15 protein-coding genes and 2 tRNA genes are annotated in these 17,458 nt (G+C 58.5%); 16 read left to right on the top strand and 1 reads right to left on the bottom strand.

What is annotated here, in order from left to right:
• Window positions 1-75: 75 nt before the first annotated feature.
• Both carB and greA read left to right on the top strand, forming a co-directional pair.
• Complete coding sequence (carB, locus tag RG836_RS10520; RefSeq protein ID WP_310845247.1) at window positions 76-3,297, top strand: carbamoyl-phosphate synthase large subunit; 3,222 nt, start codon at window positions 76-78, stop codon at window positions 3,295-3,297.
• Window positions 3,294-3,770 carry a transcription elongation factor GreA gene (gene greA, locus RG836_RS10515; RefSeq protein ID WP_310845245.1) on the top strand — a complete coding sequence of 159 codons (477 nt, stop codon included), beginning with the start codon at window positions 3,294-3,296 and terminating at the stop codon, window positions 3,768-3,770. The genes carB and greA overlap by 4 nt, the downstream gene beginning before the upstream one ends.
• 207 nt (window positions 3,771-3,977) lie before the next feature.
• Here greA and RG836_RS10510 read toward each other — a convergent pair whose 3' ends face one another.
• Window positions 3,978-4,286, bottom strand: coding sequence for a YhbY family RNA-binding protein (locus RG836_RS10510; protein ID WP_310845243.1), 309 nt, complete (start codon window positions 4,284-4,286; stop codon window positions 3,978-3,980).
• 105 nt (window positions 4,287-4,391) lie between these two features.
• On the opposite strand from RG836_RS10510, the gene rlmE reads away from it, so the two are divergent.
• From rlmE to rpsO, 14 genes are all read left to right on the top strand, one after another.
• Window positions 4,392-5,024: a 23S rRNA (uridine(2552)-2'-O)-methyltransferase RlmE gene (gene rlmE, locus RG836_RS10505; RefSeq protein WP_310845242.1), complete on the top strand. Its 633-nt coding sequence runs from the start codon at window positions 4,392-4,394 to the stop codon at window positions 5,022-5,024.
• A 200-nt stretch (window positions 5,025-5,224) separates the two neighbouring features.
• Window positions 5,225-7,135, top strand: coding sequence for an ATP-dependent zinc metalloprotease FtsH (gene ftsH, locus RG836_RS10500; protein ID WP_310845240.1), 1,911 nt, complete (start codon window positions 5,225-5,227; stop codon window positions 7,133-7,135).
• A gap of 8 nt (window positions 7,136-7,143) precedes the next feature.
• Complete coding sequence (gene folP, locus RG836_RS10495) at window positions 7,144-7,995, top strand: dihydropteroate synthase (protein ID WP_310845239.1); 852 nt, start codon at window positions 7,144-7,146, stop codon at window positions 7,993-7,995.
• 16 nt (window positions 7,996-8,011) lie between these two features.
• Entirely contained in the window at window positions 8,012-9,349 is a 1,338-nt protein-coding gene (gene glmM, locus RG836_RS10490; RefSeq protein ID WP_310845237.1) for a phosphoglucosamine mutase, read from the top strand.
• Window positions 9,350-9,415: 66 nt separating this feature from the next.
• Complete coding sequence (tpiA, locus tag RG836_RS10485; protein ID WP_310845235.1) at window positions 9,416-10,171, top strand: triose-phosphate isomerase; 756 nt, start codon at window positions 9,416-9,418, stop codon at window positions 10,169-10,171.
• A 4-nt stretch (window positions 10,172-10,175) separates the two neighbouring features.
• On the top strand, window positions 10,176-10,559 hold the full coding sequence (gene secG, locus RG836_RS10480) for a preprotein translocase subunit SecG (RefSeq protein ID WP_010463489.1): 384 nt from the start codon (window positions 10,176-10,178) through the stop codon (window positions 10,557-10,559).
• 21 nt (window positions 10,560-10,580) lie between these two features.
• A tRNA-Leu gene (locus RG836_RS10475) sits at window positions 10,581-10,666 on the top strand.
• Between the two features lie 97 nt (window positions 10,667-10,763).
• Window positions 10,764-10,840: transfer RNA gene (locus RG836_RS10470), tRNA-Met, on the top strand.
• A 138-nt stretch (window positions 10,841-10,978) separates the two neighbouring features.
• A complete protein-coding gene (gene rimP / locus RG836_RS10465) occupies window positions 10,979-11,437 on the top strand; it encodes a ribosome maturation factor RimP (protein WP_310845234.1) in 459 nt (152 codons plus the stop codon).
• A 59-nt stretch (window positions 11,438-11,496) separates the two neighbouring features.
• On the top strand, window positions 11,497-12,978 hold the full coding sequence (nusA, locus tag RG836_RS10460; protein ID WP_310845233.1) for a transcription termination factor NusA: 1,482 nt from the start codon (window positions 11,497-11,499) through the stop codon (window positions 12,976-12,978).
• 27 nt (window positions 12,979-13,005) lie between these two features.
• Window positions 13,006-15,537, top strand: a complete 2,532-nt coding sequence (gene infB / locus RG836_RS10455) for a translation initiation factor IF-2 (RefSeq protein WP_310845231.1) — start codon at window positions 13,006-13,008, stop codon at window positions 15,535-15,537.
• A gap of 159 nt (window positions 15,538-15,696) precedes the next feature.
• On the top strand, window positions 15,697-16,098 hold the full coding sequence (gene rbfA, locus RG836_RS10450) for a 30S ribosome-binding factor RbfA (RefSeq protein ID WP_310845230.1): 402 nt from the start codon (window positions 15,697-15,699) through the stop codon (window positions 16,096-16,098).
• Between the two features lie 3 nt (window positions 16,099-16,101).
• Window positions 16,102-17,019 (top strand): tRNA pseudouridine(55) synthase TruB, encoded by a 918-nt coding sequence (truB, locus tag RG836_RS10445; RefSeq protein WP_310845228.1) that lies wholly within the window; start codon window positions 16,102-16,104, stop codon window positions 17,017-17,019.
• A 140-nt stretch (window positions 17,020-17,159) separates the two neighbouring features.
• The gene (gene rpsO / locus RG836_RS10440; protein ID WP_003197723.1) at window positions 17,160-17,429 is read left to right on the top strand and encodes a 30S ribosomal protein S15; all 270 of its coding nucleotides are present in this window, start codon (window positions 17,160-17,162) and stop codon (window positions 17,427-17,429) included.
• Window positions 17,430-17,458 lie beyond the last annotated feature (29 nt).

The following is a 17,458-nucleotide window of genomic DNA, read 5'->3' as shown; positions in this document are numbered from 1 at the left end:
CGGTGGCCCCCTCGGGTCCTTCAAAGATTGTTCAAGACGGCTTGCCGACTGACCTGCGGATTTGAGTGACTACCCATGCCAAAACGTACAGACATAAAAAGCATTTTGATTCTCGGCGCTGGCCCGATCGTGATCGGTCAAGCCTGCGAGTTCGACTACTCCGGCGCCCAGGCCTGTAAAGCCCTGCGCGAGGAGGGTTACCGCGTCATCCTGGTGAACTCCAACCCGGCCACCATCATGACCGACCCGGCCATGGCTGACGCCACCTACATCGAACCGATCAAGTGGCAGACCGTTGCCAAGATCATCGAAAAAGAGCGCCCGGACGCGCTGCTGCCGACCATGGGTGGCCAGACCGCCCTGAACTGCGCCCTCGACCTGGAGCGCGAAGGCGTTCTGGAGAAGTTTGGCGTGGAAATGATCGGCGCCAACGCCGACACCATCGACAAGGCTGAAGACCGTTCGCGTTTCGACAAGGCGATGAAATCCATCGGCCTCGACTGCCCGCGCTCCGGCATCGCTCACAGCATGGACGAGGCCAATGCGGTCCTCGAGAAGCTTGGCTTCCCGTGCATCATCCGTCCGTCTTTCACCATGGGCGGCACCGGCGGCGGTATCGCTTACAACCGTGAAGAGTTCGAAGAAATCTGCGCTCGCGGCCTCGACCTGTCGCCGACCAAAGAGCTGCTGATCGACGAGTCGCTGATCGGCTGGAAAGAATACGAAATGGAGGTTGTCCGCGATAAGAAGGACAACTGCATCATCGTCTGCTCGATCGAAAACTTCGACCCGATGGGCGTGCACACCGGTGACTCGATCACCGTTGCGCCCGCGCAGACCTTGACCGACAAGGAATACCAGATCATGCGTAACGCCTCCCTGGCGGTACTGCGTGAGATCGGCGTGGAAACCGGTGGCTCCAACGTCCAGTTCGGCATCTGCCCGGACACTGGCCGCATGGTGGTCATCGAGATGAACCCACGGGTATCCCGTTCCTCGGCGCTGGCATCGAAAGCCACCGGTTTCCCGATCGCCAAGGTCGCGGCCAAACTGGCGGTGGGCTACACCCTCGACGAACTGTCGAACGACATCACCGGCGGCAAGACCCCGGCGTCCTTCGAGCCGTCCATCGACTACGTGGTGACCAAACTGCCACGCTTCGCCTTCGAGAAATTCGCCAAGGCTGACGCGCGCCTGACCACGCAAATGAAGTCGGTCGGCGAAGTCATGGCCATCGGCCGGACCTTCCAGGAATCCCTGCAAAAAGCCCTGCGCGGCCTCGAAGTCGGCGTTTGCGGCCTGGACGAGAAGCTCGACCTGAACAACCCGGAAAGCATGAGCATCCTCAAGCGCGAGCTGACCGTACCGGGCGCCGAGCGCATTTGGTACGTTGCGGACGCATTCCGTGCCGGCATGACCGTTGAGCAGATCTTCGGCATGAACATGATCGACCCTTGGTTCTTGGTGCAGATCGAAGACCTGATCAAGGAAGAAGAGAAGGTCAAGACCCTGGGTCTGTCGGCCATCGACCACGACCTGATGTTCCGCCTCAAACGCAAAGGCTTCTCCGATCAGCGTTTGGCCAAGCTGCTGGGCGTCACCGAGAAAAACCTGCGGACTCACCGCCAGAAGCTCGAAGTGTTCCCGGTCTACAAGCGCGTCGACACCTGCGCCGCCGAGTTTGCCACCGACACCGCGTACCTCTACTCGACGTACGAAGAAGAGTGCGAGGCCGCACCTTCGACCCGCGACAAGATCATGATCCTCGGCGGCGGTCCGAACCGTATCGGCCAAGGCATCGAGTTCGACTACTGCTGCGTGCATGCGGCCCTGGCGCTGCGTGAAGACGGGTACGAGACCATCATGGTCAACTGCAACCCGGAAACCGTGTCCACCGACTACGACACCTCCGATCGCCTGTACTTCGAGCCAGTGACCCTGGAAGACGTGCTGGAAATCGTCCGTGTCGAGAAGCCAAAAGGCGTGATCGTCCAGTACGGCGGCCAGACTCCGCTGAAACTGGCTCGCGCCCTCGAAGCCGCTGGCGTGCCGATCATCGGTACCAGTCCTGACGCTATCGACCGCGCTGAAGACCGTGAGCGCTTCCAGCAAATGGTCGAACGCCTGAACCTGCGCCAGCCGCCAAACGCCACCGTGCGCAGCGAAGACGAAGCGATTCGCGCTGCCGCGAAGATCGGTTACCCGCTGGTGGTGCGTCCGTCCTACGTGTTGGGCGGCCGGGCGATGGAAATCGTCTACGAAGAAGACGAGCTCAAACGCTACCTGCGCGATGCGGTGAAAGTGTCCAACGACAGCCCGGTGCTGCTCGACCACTTCCTCAACTGCGCCATCGAAATGGACGTGGACGCAGTCTGCGACGGCACCGACGTGGTGATCGGCGCGATCATGCAGCACATCGAACAGGCGGGCGTTCACTCCGGTGACTCCGCGTGCTCCCTGCCGCCGTACTCGCTGCCGCTGCACATCCAGGACGAGATGCGCGAACAGGTCAAGAAAATGGCTCTGGAGCTGGGCGTCGTCGGCCTGATGAACGTTCAGTTGGCGCTGCAAGGCGAAGACATCTACGTCATCGAAGTCAATCCGCGCGCTTCCCGGACCGTACCGTTCGTGTCCAAGTGCATCGGTGTTTCCCTGGCCATGATCGCCGCGCGCGTGATGGCGGGTAAAACCCTGAAGGAAATCGGCTTCACCAAGGAAATCATTCCGAACTTCTACAGCGTGAAAGAGGCGGTGTTCCCGTTCGCCAAATTCCCAGGCGTAGACCCGATACTCGGCCCGGAGATGAAGTCCACCGGTGAAGTGATGGGCGTAGGCGACACCTTCGGCGAAGCCTTTGCGAAAGCCCAAATGGGCGCCAGCGAAGTTCTGCCGACCGGCGGCACTGCGTTCATCAGCGTGCGTGATGACGACAAGCCACTGGTTGCAGGCGTGGCCCGTGATCTGATCAACTTGGGCTTCGAAGTGGTTGCCACTGCCGGGACTGCCAAGCTGATCGAAGCCGCAGGCCTGAAAGTGCGTCGCGTGAACAAGGTGACCGAAGGCCGCCCGCACGTGGTCGACATGATCAAGAATGACGAAGTCACGCTGATCATCAACACCACCGAAGGTCGTCAGTCGATCGCCGACTCGTACTCCATTCGTCGTAATGCTCTGCAGCACAAGATCTACTGCACCACCACCATTGCTGCGGGCGAAGCCATCTGTGAAGCGCTGAAGTTCGGTCCCGAGAAGACCGTGCGCCGCTTGCAGGATCTCCATGCAGGATTGAAGGCATGATCAAATACCCAATGACCGTCCAGGGCGCCAAAGCCCTGGAAGAAGAGCACGCTCACCTGACCAAGGTCGTCCGTCCGAAGCTCAGCCAGGACATCGGTACGGCCCGCGAGTTGGGTGACTTGAAGGAAAACGCCGAATACCACGCTGCCCGCGAGCAGCAGGGCATGGTGGAGGCGCGGATTCGTGACATCGAAGGCCGGATTCAGAATCAGGTCATCATTGATGTCACGGCGATTCCGCACACCGGCAAGGTGATTTTCGGCACCACCGTTGAAATTGCCAACGTTGAAACCGACGAGCGCGTCACCTACCACATCGTGGGTGAGGACGAAGCGGACTTCAAACTGGGCAAGATTTCGGTCGGCTCGCCGCTGGCGCGCGCCCTGATCGCCAAGGAAGAAGGCGATGTGGTGGCGGTCAAAACGCCTGGCGGCGTGATCGAGTACGAGATTGTCGAGGTACGTCACATCTGAAGGCTGGCGCCCGCTTCGTGTGGGCGCCTTGCTTTTGGCGGCCGTCATCGGTGCATGGCGGAATTCCGGGCATGCTTAAAGCGCTTGTGACGGTTTTCGCCGCAGGCTGTGGGATTATCGGTGATGGGGCATCAGGCGTTTGGCCTGGCCGGGGTTATGGCGAGGTGGAGCGGCAGGGTGCGCGAAGCACACCCGTAACCCTTGTCATCACTTGAAGCGATGCACATTCGACAGCTGCTTATTGACGCTGAAGTTTTTGCGGTAAATCAGTGCCATCTTGCCGATGACCTGAACCAGGTCGGCCTTGCCGGTTTTGCACAGCTCGGCGATGGACGCCAGGCGGGCTTCGCGATCGAGGATGTTGAGCTTGATCTTGATCAGCTCGTGATCCGCCAATGCACGTTCGAGTTCGGCTAACACACCTTCAGTCAAACCGTTGTCTGCCACAATCAGAACTGGTTTCAGATGGTGGCCAATGGATTTGTACTGTTTCTTCTGCTCTTGAGTGAGCGGCATAATCTGACCCCTGCGTCTGATCTTGTAAAAAGCGGCGGCCAGTTTACCCGAGCGAGTCCGGGACCGCCCAGTTAATCACGACCCGTTTTATTTTCGAGGTGGCCCGTGGCCCGTTCCAAGACAAGCCTTAAGTGGCTGCAAGAACATTTCAACGACCCATTCGTCAAAATGGCGCAGAAAGACGGCTATCGTTCCCGTGCCAGCTACAAGTTGCTGGAAATCCAGGAGCGCGATCGCCTGATCCGTCCGGGCATGAGCGTTATCGACCTGGGCGCCGCCCCGGGTGGCTGGTCCCAGGTGACCAGTCGTCTGATTGGTGGTCAAGGCACGCTGATTGCTTCCGACATTCTGGAAATGGACAGCATCCCTGATGTGACCTTCATTCAGGGCGACTTTACTGAGGACGCCGTGCTGGCTCAGATCCTCGAAGCGGTCGGAAATAAGGAAGTGGACCTTGTGATTTCCGATATGGCCCCCAATATGAGTGGACTGGCCTCTGTTGATATGCCGAGATCGATGTTCCTGTGCGAGTTGGCGCTGGACTTGGCGACTCGGGTGTTGCGGCCAGGTGGTGATTTCTTGATCAAGATCTTCCAGGGTGAAGGCTTTGACGAGTACCACAAAAGTGTTCGCCAGCAGTTCGACAAGGTGATGACGCGCAAGCCGAAATCATCCCGCGATCGTTCTCGTGAACAGTACTTGCTGGGCAAGGGCTTCAAGGGTCGTAGCGAGGCTTGATAGGTTTTTCGGCCAGGGTGATAGGTTTTTCGTATTTCGCCTGGGGCGCATTAGCGAATATTGTGTAGAAAGTGTTTCACAAAGGGTTACAGACGGCGTCTGCAAGAGTTGTAGGTAATGTAGTAAGTTAGGCCGGTGAATATCATGCGAAGCGCGCGCCATTAGCGGAGCTTGCTTCAGAGGGTAGTTAATTGAACGATATGGCAAAGAATCTGATCCTGTGGTTGATCATCGCGGCTGTCCTGGTGACAGTGATGAACAACTTCTCCAGCCCTAACGAGCCGCAGACCCTCAACTATTCCGACTTCATCCAACAAGTGAAGGATGGCAAGGTCGAGCGCGTAGCCGTCGATGGTTATGTGATTACTGGCAAACGCAACGACGGCGACAGCTTCAAGACCATCCGTCCGGCAATCCAGGACAACGGTCTGATCGGCGACCTGGTCGACAATCACGTTGTGGTTGAAGGCAAGCAGCCTGAACAGCAAAGCATCTGGACCCAACTCTTGGTGGCTAGCTTCCCGATCCTGGTAATCATCGCCGTCTTCATGTTCTTCATGCGGCAGATGCAGGGCGGTGCAGGTGGTAAGGGCGGCCCGATGAGCTTTGGCAAGAGCAAGGCGCGCCTGCTCTCCGAGGATCAGGTGAAAACCACCTTGGCTGACGTTGCAGGTTGCGACGAAGCCAAGGAAGAGGTGGGCGAGCTGGTTGAGTTCCTCCGCGATCCAGGCAAGTTCCAGCGCCTCGGCGGTCGCATTCCTCGCGGCGTGCTGATGGTAGGGCCTCCGGGTACCGGTAAGACCTTGCTGGCCAAGGCGATTGCCGGCGAAGCGAAAGTCCCGTTCTTCACCATTTCTGGTTCCGACTTTGTCGAAATGTTCGTGGGTGTTGGTGCAAGCCGGGTTCGCGATATGTTCGAACAAGCCAAGAAGCACGCGCCTTGCATCATCTTCATCGACGAAATCGATGCCGTGGGTCGCCATCGTGGCGCTGGCATGGGTGGTGGTCACGATGAGCGTGAACAGACCCTCAACCAGTTGCTGGTGGAGATGGACGGTTTCGAGATGAATGACGGCATCATCGTCATCGCCGCCACCAACCGTCCTGACGTTTTGGACCCTGCACTGCTGCGTCCCGGCCGTTTCGACCGTCAAGTGGTCGTTGGTCTGCCGGATATCCGTGGTCGTGAGCAGATTCTCAAGGTGCACATGCGCAAAGTGCCAATGGGCGACGACGTTGCTCCGGCAGTGATTGCCCGTGGTACCCCTGGCTTCTCAGGTGCTGACCTGGCCAACCTGGTGAACGAGGCTTCTTTGTTCGCGGCTCGTACCGGCAAGCGCATCGTTGAGATGAAAGAGTTCGAGCTGGCCAAAGACAAGATCATGATGGGTGCCGAGCGCAAATCCATGGTCATGTCCGAGAAAGAGAAGCAGAACACGGCGTATCACGAAGCGGGCCACGCCATTGTCGGTCGCGTCGTGCCTGAGCACGATCCGGTCTACAAAGTCTCGATCATCCCGCGCGGTCGTGCGCTGGGTGTGACCATGTTCCTCCCGGAGGAAGATCGCTACAGCCTGTCCAAGCGTGCGTTGATCAGCCAGATCTGCTCGTTGTACGGCGGCCGTATCGCCGAGGAAATGACTCTGGGCTTCGACGGTGTGACCACCGGCGCCTCCAACGACATCATGCGTGCCAGTCAGATTGCGCGGAACATGGTGACCAAGTGGGGGCTGTCGGAGAAACTCGGTCCGCTGATGTATGCCGAGGATGAGGGCGAAGTATTCCTGGGTCGCGGCGGTGGCGGTCAAAGTTCGAGTTTTTCGGGCGAGACGGCGAAGCTGATCGATTCCGAAGTACGTAGCATCATTGACCAGTGCTACGGCACCGCCAAGCAGATCCTTACGGATAACCGTGACAAGCTCGACGCCATGGCCGATGCTCTGATGAAGTACGAAACGATCGATGCCGATCAGATTGACGACATCATGGCAGGCCGTACGCCTCGCGAGCCTCGTGACTGGTCGGGTGGTACCGGCACCTCGGGCACTCCGCCTGTTGTGCAAAATGAGCGTCCTGAAACCCCGATTGGTGGTCCGGCTGCTGACGTTTAAGGTTTGAAATGACTTCTGTTGCGTCCTCGACCCGGTTGCCTTGCGGCAACCGGGTTCTTGATTTGGCCCATACGCATGTCATGGGCATTCTCAACGTCACCCCTGATTCTTTCTCCGACGGCGGTCGTTTCAGCCAAGTGGATGCTGCGTTGCGTCATGCCGAGGCCATGGTGGCTGCCGGGGCGACGCTGATTGACGTCGGCGGTGAGTCGACCCGTCCCGGTGCTCGCGCGGTCTCACCGCTTGAGGAGTTGGAGCGCGTGGCGCCAATTGTCGAGCGCATTCATCGCGAACTCGACGTGATCATTTCGGTCGATACCTCGACACCTGCGGTCATGCGTGAAACCGCGCGCCTGGGCGCCGGGTTGATCAACGATGTGCGCGCCTTGCGCCGGGACGGTGCCCTGGATGCGGCGGCAGCGACAGGGTTACCGGTGTGTCTGATGCACATGCTGGGCGAGCCTGGGGATATGCAGGATGATCCGCAGTATCAAGACGTCACGCGCGAGGTTGGGAGTTTTCTCGCTGAGCGGATGACCGCGTGTGCAGCGGCGGGTATAGGCGCCGAGCAAATTATCCTGGATCCGGGTTTCGGCTTCGCAAAAAACCTGCAACACAATCTAAGCTTGTTCAAGCATATGGAAGCCCTGCACGCCTTGGGCCGGCCGTTGCTGGTCGGCGTGTCGCGCAAGAGCATGATCGGATTGGCTCTGAACAGGCCGGTGGGGGAGCGGCTGCATGGTGGTCTGGCTCTCGCCGCGCTGGCTGTAGTCAAAGGAGCGCGTATATTGCGCGTGCATGACGTAGCGGAAACGGTGGATGTGGTTAGGATGATCGCCGCAGTGGAATCAGCCGAATAAGAATTATGGAGCACTTATGACTAAGAAATACTTTGGCACCGACGGCATTCGTGGTCGCGTCGGTACCTACCCGATTACGCCTGATTTCATGCTTAAGCTGGGCTGGGCCGCCGGTATGGCGTTCCGCAGCATGGGTGCCTGCAAAGTGCTGGTCGGCAAGGACACGCGTATTTCCGGGTACATGTTTGAGTCCGCGCTGGAGGCCGGGCTGACCTCGGCCGGTGCCGACGTCATGCTGCTGGGGCCGATGCCGACGCCGGCCATCGCCTATCTGACCCGGACCTTCCATGCGGAAGCCGGCATTGTCATCAGCGCTTCGCACAACCCGCACGACGACAACGGCATCAAGTTCTTCTCCGGCAAGGGCACCAAACTGCCGGACGAAGTCGAGTTGATGATCGAGGAATTGCTCGATACACCGATGACCGTGGTTGAGTCGAGCAAGATCGGTAAAGTCTCGCGTATCAACGATGCGTCGGGTCGCTACATCGAATTCTGCAAGAGCAGCGTGCCGACCGGCACCAGTTTCAGCGGGTTGAAAATCGTCATCGACTGTGCCCACGGTGCCACCTATAAAGTCGCGCCAAGCGTGTTCCGCGAACTCGGCGCCGACGTGGTGGTGCTGTCCGCGCAACCGAACGGTTTGAACATTAACGATAACTGCGGCTCGACCCACATGGGCTCGCTGCAGGCTGCGGTGCTGGCCGAGCACGCCGACTTGGGCATTGCCTTCGACGGTGATGGTGACCGGGTGCTGATGGTCGACCACACCGGCGCCATCGTCGATGGCGATGAGCTGCTGTTCATCATTGCCCGAGACTTGCACGACCGCACCAAGCTGCAGGGCGGGGTGGTCGGGACTCTAATGAGTAACCTCGGCCTTGAGCTGGCGTTGGCAGATCTGGGTATTCCTTTCGTTAGGGCGAATGTCGGCGACCGTTACGTGATCGCTGAATTGCTCGAGCGTAACTGGTTGGTGGGTGGCGAGAACTCTGGTCACATCGTCTGCTTCAACCACACCACCACCGGGGATGCGATTATCGCCGCCCTGCAAGTGTTGATGGCATTGAAGACGCGGGGCGAAGGCCTGGCACAGTCCCGTCAGGCGCTGCGTAAATGCCCGCAGGTGTTGATCAACGTGCGCTTTGGTGGCGGCTCCAGTCCGCTGGATCATCCGTCCGTCAAGGAAGCCAGTGAACGCGTGACTCAGGCGATGGCCGGGCGCGGTCGCGTTCTGTTGCGCAAGTCAGGCACGGAGCCTCTGGTGCGGGTCATGGTCGAAGGCGAGGACGAAAGTCAGGTTCGCGGCTACGCCGAAGAGCTGGCAAAACTGGTGACTGAAGTTTCTGCCTGATTTCGGCTTGCCAGCCATGATGCGGTTGGGTAACATCTGCGCCCACTTTGACCGACGAGGTACAGCATGCGTCGCCCTATGGTAGCTGGTAACTGGAAGATGCACGGTACCCGCGCCAGCGTCGCTGAGCTGATCAATGGCCTTCGTCATCTGGCCTTGCCGAGCGGTGTTGATGTAGCGGTTTTCCCGCCTTGCTTGTATATCAACCAAGTGGTTGATGGCTTGAAAGGCAAGTCGATTTCGGTCGGCGCGCAGAACTCTGCGGTGGAATCCATGCAAGGTGCATTGACCGGTGAAATCGCGCCGAGTCAGTTGGTGGATGCAGGTTGTTCCCTGGTGCTGGTAGGGCACTCGGAGCGCCGCCTGATTATGGGTGAGCGTGATGCAACCCTGAATCGCAAGTTTGCAGCAGCCCAGGCCTGTGGTCTGATCCCGGTGTTGTGTGTAGGGGAGACCCTTGAACAGCGTGAAGCCGGTAAGACCCTTGAAGTTGTCTCGCGTCAGCTGGGCAGCATCATTGAAGACTTGGGCGTAGGTGCATTTGCAAAGGCAGTAATCGCTTACGAGCCGGTCTGGGCCATTGGCACCGGGCTGACTGCTTCGCCGCAACAAGCGCAGGATGTGCACGCAGCCATCCGCGCGCAGTTGTCGGCAGAGAATTCTGAAGTCGCACGAGGTGTGCGGCTTCTATACGGCGGCAGCGTGAAGGCGGCCAATGCGGTCGAACTGTTCGGCATGCCGGATATCGATGGGGGGCTCATTGGTGGAGCGTCCCTGAATGCAGATGAGTTCGGTGCGATTTGTCGCGCCGCGGGAAACTGAAAAAATGCTGGAAACAGTCGTAGTCGTTTTTCATCTGCTGGGCGCGCTGGGCGTAGTTGCTCTCGTACTGCTGCAGCAGGGTAAAGGTGCGGACGCTGGCGCGTCGTTCGGTGCAGGTGCTTCAAATACTGTATTCGGAAGCCAAGGTTCCTCTACCTTTCTTAGTAAGTTTACTGCTATACTCGCCGCAGGTTTTTTCATAACCAGCTTGGGGTTAGGTTACTTTGCTAAAGAGAAAGCTCAACAGCTGACTCAGGTAGGTTTACCAAATCCAGCAGTTCTGGAAGTTCCAAAGCAACAACCGGCTTCTGATGATGTACCGGTGCTTCAAGAGCAAAAGTCGGCTACTCCAGCGACTGATGTGCCTCCAGCTCAAGAGCAGAAGTAAGAAGGGTTTCACAGCAGTATTGCCGAGGTGGTGGAATTGGTAGACACGCAACCTTGAGGTGGTTGTGCCCATAGGGTGTAGGGGTTCGAGTCCCCTTCTCGGTACCAATTAGTCAAGAAAGCCCGCTGTTGCGGGCTTTCTTGCAGGTGGAAGGTTACATTGACCCTTCAAGGGATCGGTCGTATACTTCCGCCCCAGCTTTGTCGCGGGGTGGAGCAGTCTGGTAGCTCGTCGGGCTCATAACCCGAAGGTCGTCGGTTCAAATCCGGCCCCCGCAACCAGTTTAAGGAGCCCCTTTTAAGGGGCTTTTTGTTAGCTGGACACTTTCTACGCCGCTGTTCGACGGCGTTTCAAGGATGGGCGTTTAGCCCATTTTTTTATTTTGCATAGCATGCACATACATGCACGAGGGGGTTCAGGTGTCGAGCAAGCTAGAAGAGTTGCAGGCCTTGTTGGCCCCGGTGGTCGTGGCCCTGGGCTATGAATGCTGGGGTATTGAGTTTTCGGCTCAAGGTCGCCACTCAATGTTGCGCGTTTATATCGATAAAGAGGGTGGTGTGCTGGTGGACGACTGCGCCATTGTCAGCCGTCAGATCAGTGGTGTGCTGGATGTCGAAGATCCAATCGCCGTTGAATACACCCTTGAAGTTTCCTCGCCTGGCATGGAACGCCCACTGTTCACTCTTGAGCAGTTTGCAAAATTTGCCGGTGAACAAGTGAAGATCAAGCTGCGCTCGCCCTTTGATGGTCGACGCAACTTTCAGGGCCTTCTGCGCGGTGTAGAAGAGCAGGACGTCGTGGTGCAGGTTGAAGACCATGAGTTCCTGTTGCCGATCGATATGATCGACAAGGCCAACATTATTCCCAGTTTTGACTGAGACGTGCCAGAAACTGCGGATCCCGCGGATCCAATGGCTTGCGAAAGGCGAGGCGTACGATGAGCAAAGAAGTACTGCTGGTTGTTGAGTCGGTATCCAATGAAAAGGGCGTACCGGCAAACGTTATTTTTGAAGCGCTGGAGTTGGCTCTGGCCACTGCTACCAAAAAACGTTTTGAAGACGAAGTTGATCTGCGTGTGGAAATCAATCGCCACACCGGTGCTTACGAGACGTTCCGTCGCTGGACGGTCGTCGAGGAAGCAGACCTGGATGATCCGGCTATCGAAACCTGGCCGAGCAAGGTTGCCGAAACGCATCCTGGTTCCAAGGTCGGCGACGTCGTCGAAGAAAAAATCGAATCCATCGAGTTCGGCCGCATTGCTGCACAGACTGCCAAGCAAGTCATCGTGCAGAAAGTCCGCGAAGCCGAGCGAGCTCAAGTTGTTGATGCTTATCGCGAGCGCCTCGGAGAGATCATCTCCGGCACCGTGAAAAAGGTCACCCGCGACAACGTGATCGTCGACCTGGGCAACAACGCCGAAGCGTTGCTGGCTCGTGAAGACATCATCTCTCGCGAAACTTTCCGTGTCGGTGTGCGCTTGCGTGCCCTGCTCAAGGAAATCCGCACCGAGAACCGCGGCCCACAGCTGATCCTGTCGCGTACCGCGCCGGAAATGCTGATCGAGTTGTTCCGCATCGAAGTGCCGGAAATTGCTGAAGGCCTGATCGAAGTAATGGCTGCGTCCCGTGACCCGGGTTCGCGCGCCAAGATCGCGGTCCGCTCCAAAGATAAACGCATCGACCCGCAAGGCGCGTGCATCGGTATGCGCGGTTCGCGCGTCCAGGCCGTGTCGGGTGAGTTGGGTGGCGAGCGCGTGGACATCGTCCTGTGGGACGACAACCCGGCGCAGTTCGTGATCAACGCCATGTCGCCGGCTGAAGTGGCGGCAATTATCGTTGACGAAGATGCCCATGCCATGGACATCGCCGTCGGCGCAGACAATCTGGCTCAGGCCATCGGTCGTGGTGGTCAGAACGTGCGTCTGGCGAGCCAGTTGACTGGCTGGACCCTGAACGTGATGACCGAATCGGACATCCAGGCTAAGCAGCAAGCAGAAACCGGCGACATCCTGCGCAACTTCATCGACGAGCTGGAAGTCGACGAAGACCTTGCACAGGTGCTGGTAGATGAAGGCTTCACCAGCCTGGAAGAGATTGCCTACGTACCGGTGGAAGAAATGCTCAACATCGACGGCTTTGACGAGGAAACCGTCAACGAGCTTCGTGCTCGTGCCAAGGATCGTTTGTTGACCAAAGCCATCGCTACTGAGGAAAAGCTGGCAGACGCCCATCCGGCCGAAGACCTGCTCTCGCTTGAGGGTATGGACAAGGATTTGGCGATGGAACTGGCGGTGCGCGGCGTAATTACCCGCGAAGACCTGGCCGAGCAGTCTATTGACGATCTGCTCGACATCGACGGCATTGACGATGATCGTGCCGGCAAGTTGATCATGGCCGCCCGAGCCCATTGGTTCGAGTAATTAGGCGCGGCCTGAGGAGAGAAGTGCATGACGCAAGTCACGGTGAAACAACTGGCCGATGAGGTCAAAACACCGGTAGAGCGCCTGTTGCAGCAGATGCGTGAGGCAGGTCTGCCGCACACCGCCGCCGATGAAGGTGTGAGCGATAGTGAGAAGCAGTCTTTGCTGACTCACTTGAAGAGCAGCCACAAGGCGAAAGTGGAAGAACCGCGCAAGATTACATTGCAGCGCAAAACCACCAGCACCCTGCGTGTTGCTGGTAGCAAGAGCATCAGCGTTGAAGTACGCAAGAAGAAAGTCTTCGTGCAGCGCAGCCCGGAAGAAATCGAAGCCGAGCGCAAACGCGAACTGGAAGAACGTCGCGCAGTAGAAAATGCTGCTCGTCAGAAGGCTGAAGAAGAAGCCAAGCGTCGCGCCGAAGAAGAAGCGCGTCGCCAGCCTGCTGCTGCGCAAACCGCGACCACCGAAGCTGTTGCCGCACCTGTTGCTGCGGTAGCCGAGCCTGTGCGTGAAAGCGCGCCGGTCGTGGCTGCTGCGCCGGCGCCATCGGCGGCCGATACTCGCAAGCGCGACGAACAGCGTCGTCCGGACAAACCACGTGCCGACGACAGCAACCGTCGCGGCAGTGGCGATGGCGAGCGCAAAAACGCTCCGCATCGTGCATCGGTCAAGGAAAAAGCGCCTGCGCCACGCGTTGCGCCACGCACTACCGACGAAGAAAGCGATGGCTTCCGTCGTGGTGGTCGCGGCAAGGCCAAGCTGAAGAAACGCAACGCTCACGGTTTCCAGAGCCCAACCGGTCCTGTCGTGCGTGAAGTGAAGATCGGCGAGACCATCACTGTGGGCGATTTGGCCCAGCAGATGTCGGTCAAGGCTGCTGAAATCATCAAGTTCATGTTCAAACTGGGTACCCCAGCGACCATCAACCAGGTGCTGGATCAGGAAACTGCCCAGCTGGTAGCCGAAGAGCTGGGCCACAAAGTGACCCTGGTCAGCGACACCGCCCTGGAAGATTCCCTGGCCGAGTCCCTGAAGTTTGAAGGTGAAGCGTTCTCCCGTGCACCGGTCGTGACCGTCATGGGCCACGTTGACCACGGTAAAACTTCCCTGCTCGACTACATCCGTCGTGCCAAGGTAGCGGCTGGCGAAGCCGGTGGTATTACCCAGCACATCGGTGCGTACCACGTTGAAACCGAACGCGGTATGGTCACCTTCCTCGACACCCCGGGCCACGCCGCGTTTACCGCGATGCGTGCCCGTGGTGCCAAGGCGACCGACATCGTGATCCTGGTGGTTGCAGCGGATGACGGCGTAATGCCGCAGACCATTGAAGCCGTCCAGCACGCCAAGGCCGCAGGTGTTCCACTGGTGGTTGCCGTGAACAAAATCGACAAGCCGGGCGCCGATCTCGATCGCATCCGCAGCGAACTGTCGGTTCACGGCGTGACTTCGGAAGAGTGGGGCGGCGACACCCCGTTCGTATCGGTTTCGGCGAAAGTCGGTACCGGCGTGGACGAGTTGCTCGAAGCCGTACTGCTGCAGGCTGAAGTCCTGGAACTGAAAGCGACTCCGTCGGCTCCTGGCCGTGGCGTCGTGGTTGAATCGCGCCTCGACAAAGGTCGTGGCCCGGTGGCCACCGTGCTGGTTCAAGACGGTACCCTGCGCCAAGGCGACATGGTGCTGGTCGGCTCGAACTATGGCCGTGTCCGCGCCATGCTCGACGAGAACGGCAAGCCAATCAAGGAAGCCGGTCCTTCCATCCCTGTCGAGATTCTCGGCCTGGACGGCACTCCGGACGCTGGCGACGAAATGAGCGTAGTGGCCGACGAGAAGAAGGCCCGTGAAGTGGCTTTGTTCCGTCAAGGCAAGTTCCGCGAAGTCAAGCTGGCTCGTGCTCACGCCGGCAAGCTGGAAAACATCTTCGAAAACATGGGTCAGGAAGAGAAGAAGACGCTCAACATCGTCCTCAAATCCGACGTCCGTGGTTCGCTGGAAGCGTTGAACGGCGCTTTGAATGGCCTGGGCAACGACGAAGTGCAAGTGCGTGTAGTGGGCGGCGGCGTCGGTGGTATCACCGAATCCGATGCCAACCTGGCACTGGCTTCCAACGCTGTACTGTTCGGTTTCAACGTGCGTGCCGATGCTGGCGCCCGCAAGATCGTCGAGCAGGAAGGTCTGGATATGCGTTACTACAACGTGATCTACGACATCATTGAAGACGTCAAGAAAGCCCTGACCGGTATGCTGGGCAGCGATGTTCGCGAGAACATCCTGGGTACCGCCGAAGTGCGTGACGTGTTCCGTTCGCCGAAGTTTGGCGCGATCGCTGGTTGCATGGTGATCGAAGGTGTCGTTCACCGTAACCGTCCGATCCGCGTACTGCGCGAAGACATCGTTATCTTCGAAGGCGAGCTGGAATCCCTGCGCCGCTTCAAGGATGACGCTTCCGAAGTACGTGCCGGCATGGAATGCGGTATCGGCGTGAAGAGCTACAACGACGTCAAAGTCGGTGACAAAATCGAAGTCTTCGAGAAGGTTCAGGTTGCTCGCAGCCTCTAACTCGCGCACTTCAGGAGCCATGCCAGGCCGCCGCATCGACATGCGCGGCAAGGCGTCAGGACTCTAAACGCAACGCCCGGTCTGGCATCTGTCAGGCCGGGCGTTTGCCGCTTTCAGACCACACGGGTTTCACCGTGGGGCAGCAACAGGTAACAAGACATGGCAAAAGAATACAGCCGTACCCAACGTATCGGCGATCAGATGCAGCGTGAGCTGGCACAGTTGATCCGTCGTGAAGTCAAAGACCCGCGCGTCGGCCTGGTCACCATTACCGCAGTGGAAGTCAGCCGTGACGTCGGTCACGCCAAGATTTTCATCACCGTGATGGGGCAGGACAGCGCTGAAGACATCGCGCAAAGCATCAAGGTGCTCAACTCCGCGGCCGGTTTCCTGCGCATGCAGTTGGCCCGTGAGATGAAGCTGCGTAGCGTTCCGCAACTGCACTTCCACTATGACGAAAGTGTCGTGCGTGGCGCGCATTTGTCGGCGCTGATCGAACGTGCGGTGGCTGAAGACAGTCAGCACCCGGTGGCCGCTGAACCTGAAGACGCCAAGGAGTAATCGGTGGCTCAGGTCAAACGTATCCGTCGTAACGTCAGCGGCATTATCCTGCTCGACAAGCCGTTGGGGTTTACCTCCAACGCTGCGTTGCAAAAGGTTCGCTGGCTGCTCAATGCCGAGAAGGCCGGGCACACTGGCAGTCTCGACCCGCTGGCCACCGGCGTGTTGCCGCTGTGCTTCGGCGAGGCCACCAAGTTCTCGCAATACCTGCTCGATTCCGACAAGGGTTATGAAACCCTGGCGCAACTGGGCAAGACCACCACCACGGCGGACGCCGAGGGCGAAGTTTTGCAGGAGCGCCCGGTGACCGTTGGTCGCGCCGATGTCGAAGCGGCGCTGCCGAAATTTCGCGGGCAAATCAGTCAGATACCGCCGATGTACTCGGCGCTCAAGCGTGATGGCCAGCCGCTGTACAAGCTGGCCCGTGCAGGCGAAGTAGTGGAGCGCGAACCGCGTTCTGTTACTATTGCGCGCTTGGAATTACTGGCCTTTGAAGGTGATACTGCGCGGCTTGCGGTGGACTGCAGCAAAGGCACCTATATCCGCACCTTGGTGGAGGATATCGGTGAACAACTCGGCTGTGGCGCGTACGTGGCAGAACTGCGACGGACCCAGGCCGGGCCTTTTACGCTGGCCCAGACGGTCACCCTGGAAGAGCTCGAAGCGGTACATGCCGAAGGCGGCAACGAAGCGGTTGATCGCTTCCTGATGCCCTCGGACAGTGGCTTGCTCGACTGGCCGCTGTTGCAGTTTTCGGAAGCAAGCGCCTTCTACTGGCTCAACGGTCAGCCGGTGCGTGCGCCGGACGCGCCGAAGTTCGGCATGGTGCGGGTGCAGGATCACAATGGTCGCTTCATCGGGATCGGTGAAGTGAGCGAAGACGGGCGTATCGCGCCACGTCGACTGATTCGGTCAGAATGACCGGAACCAGTCTGTGTCAAAGCAGTCTGGCGAGGGTGGCTGTCAACAGGCACGGTCACTACTCATTTTTAGATACAGGGATTTGTCCCTGGCCTGTTGAAACCGTCCTCTGGATGGTTTCCTGATAAAAGGATTGCCTCATGGCTCTCGACGTTCAAGAAAAAGCTCAAATCGTTGCTGACTACCAGCAAGCTGTTGGTGACACTGGTTCGCCAGAAGTGCAAGTTGCACTGCTGACCCACAACATCAACAAACTGCAAGGTCACTTCAAGGCCAACGGTAAAGATCACCACTCCCGTCGTGGTCTGATCCGCATGGTAAACCAGCGTCGCAAGCTGCTGGACTACCTGAAAGGCAAGGACGTGAGCCGTTACAGCGCTCTGATCGCTCGCCTGGGTCTGCGTCGCTAATAGCGATTGCGCTAGAGGTTGGTTGTCGG

This window comes from Pseudomonas rhizozeae, assembly GCF_031583775.1.
In the GTDB taxonomy this organism is placed as follows: domain Bacteria; phylum Pseudomonadota; class Gammaproteobacteria; order Pseudomonadales; family Pseudomonadaceae; genus Aquipseudomonas.
The sequence above is the reverse complement of the archived record's forward strand: the minus strand, read 5'-3'. Positions and strand labels throughout refer to the sequence as shown.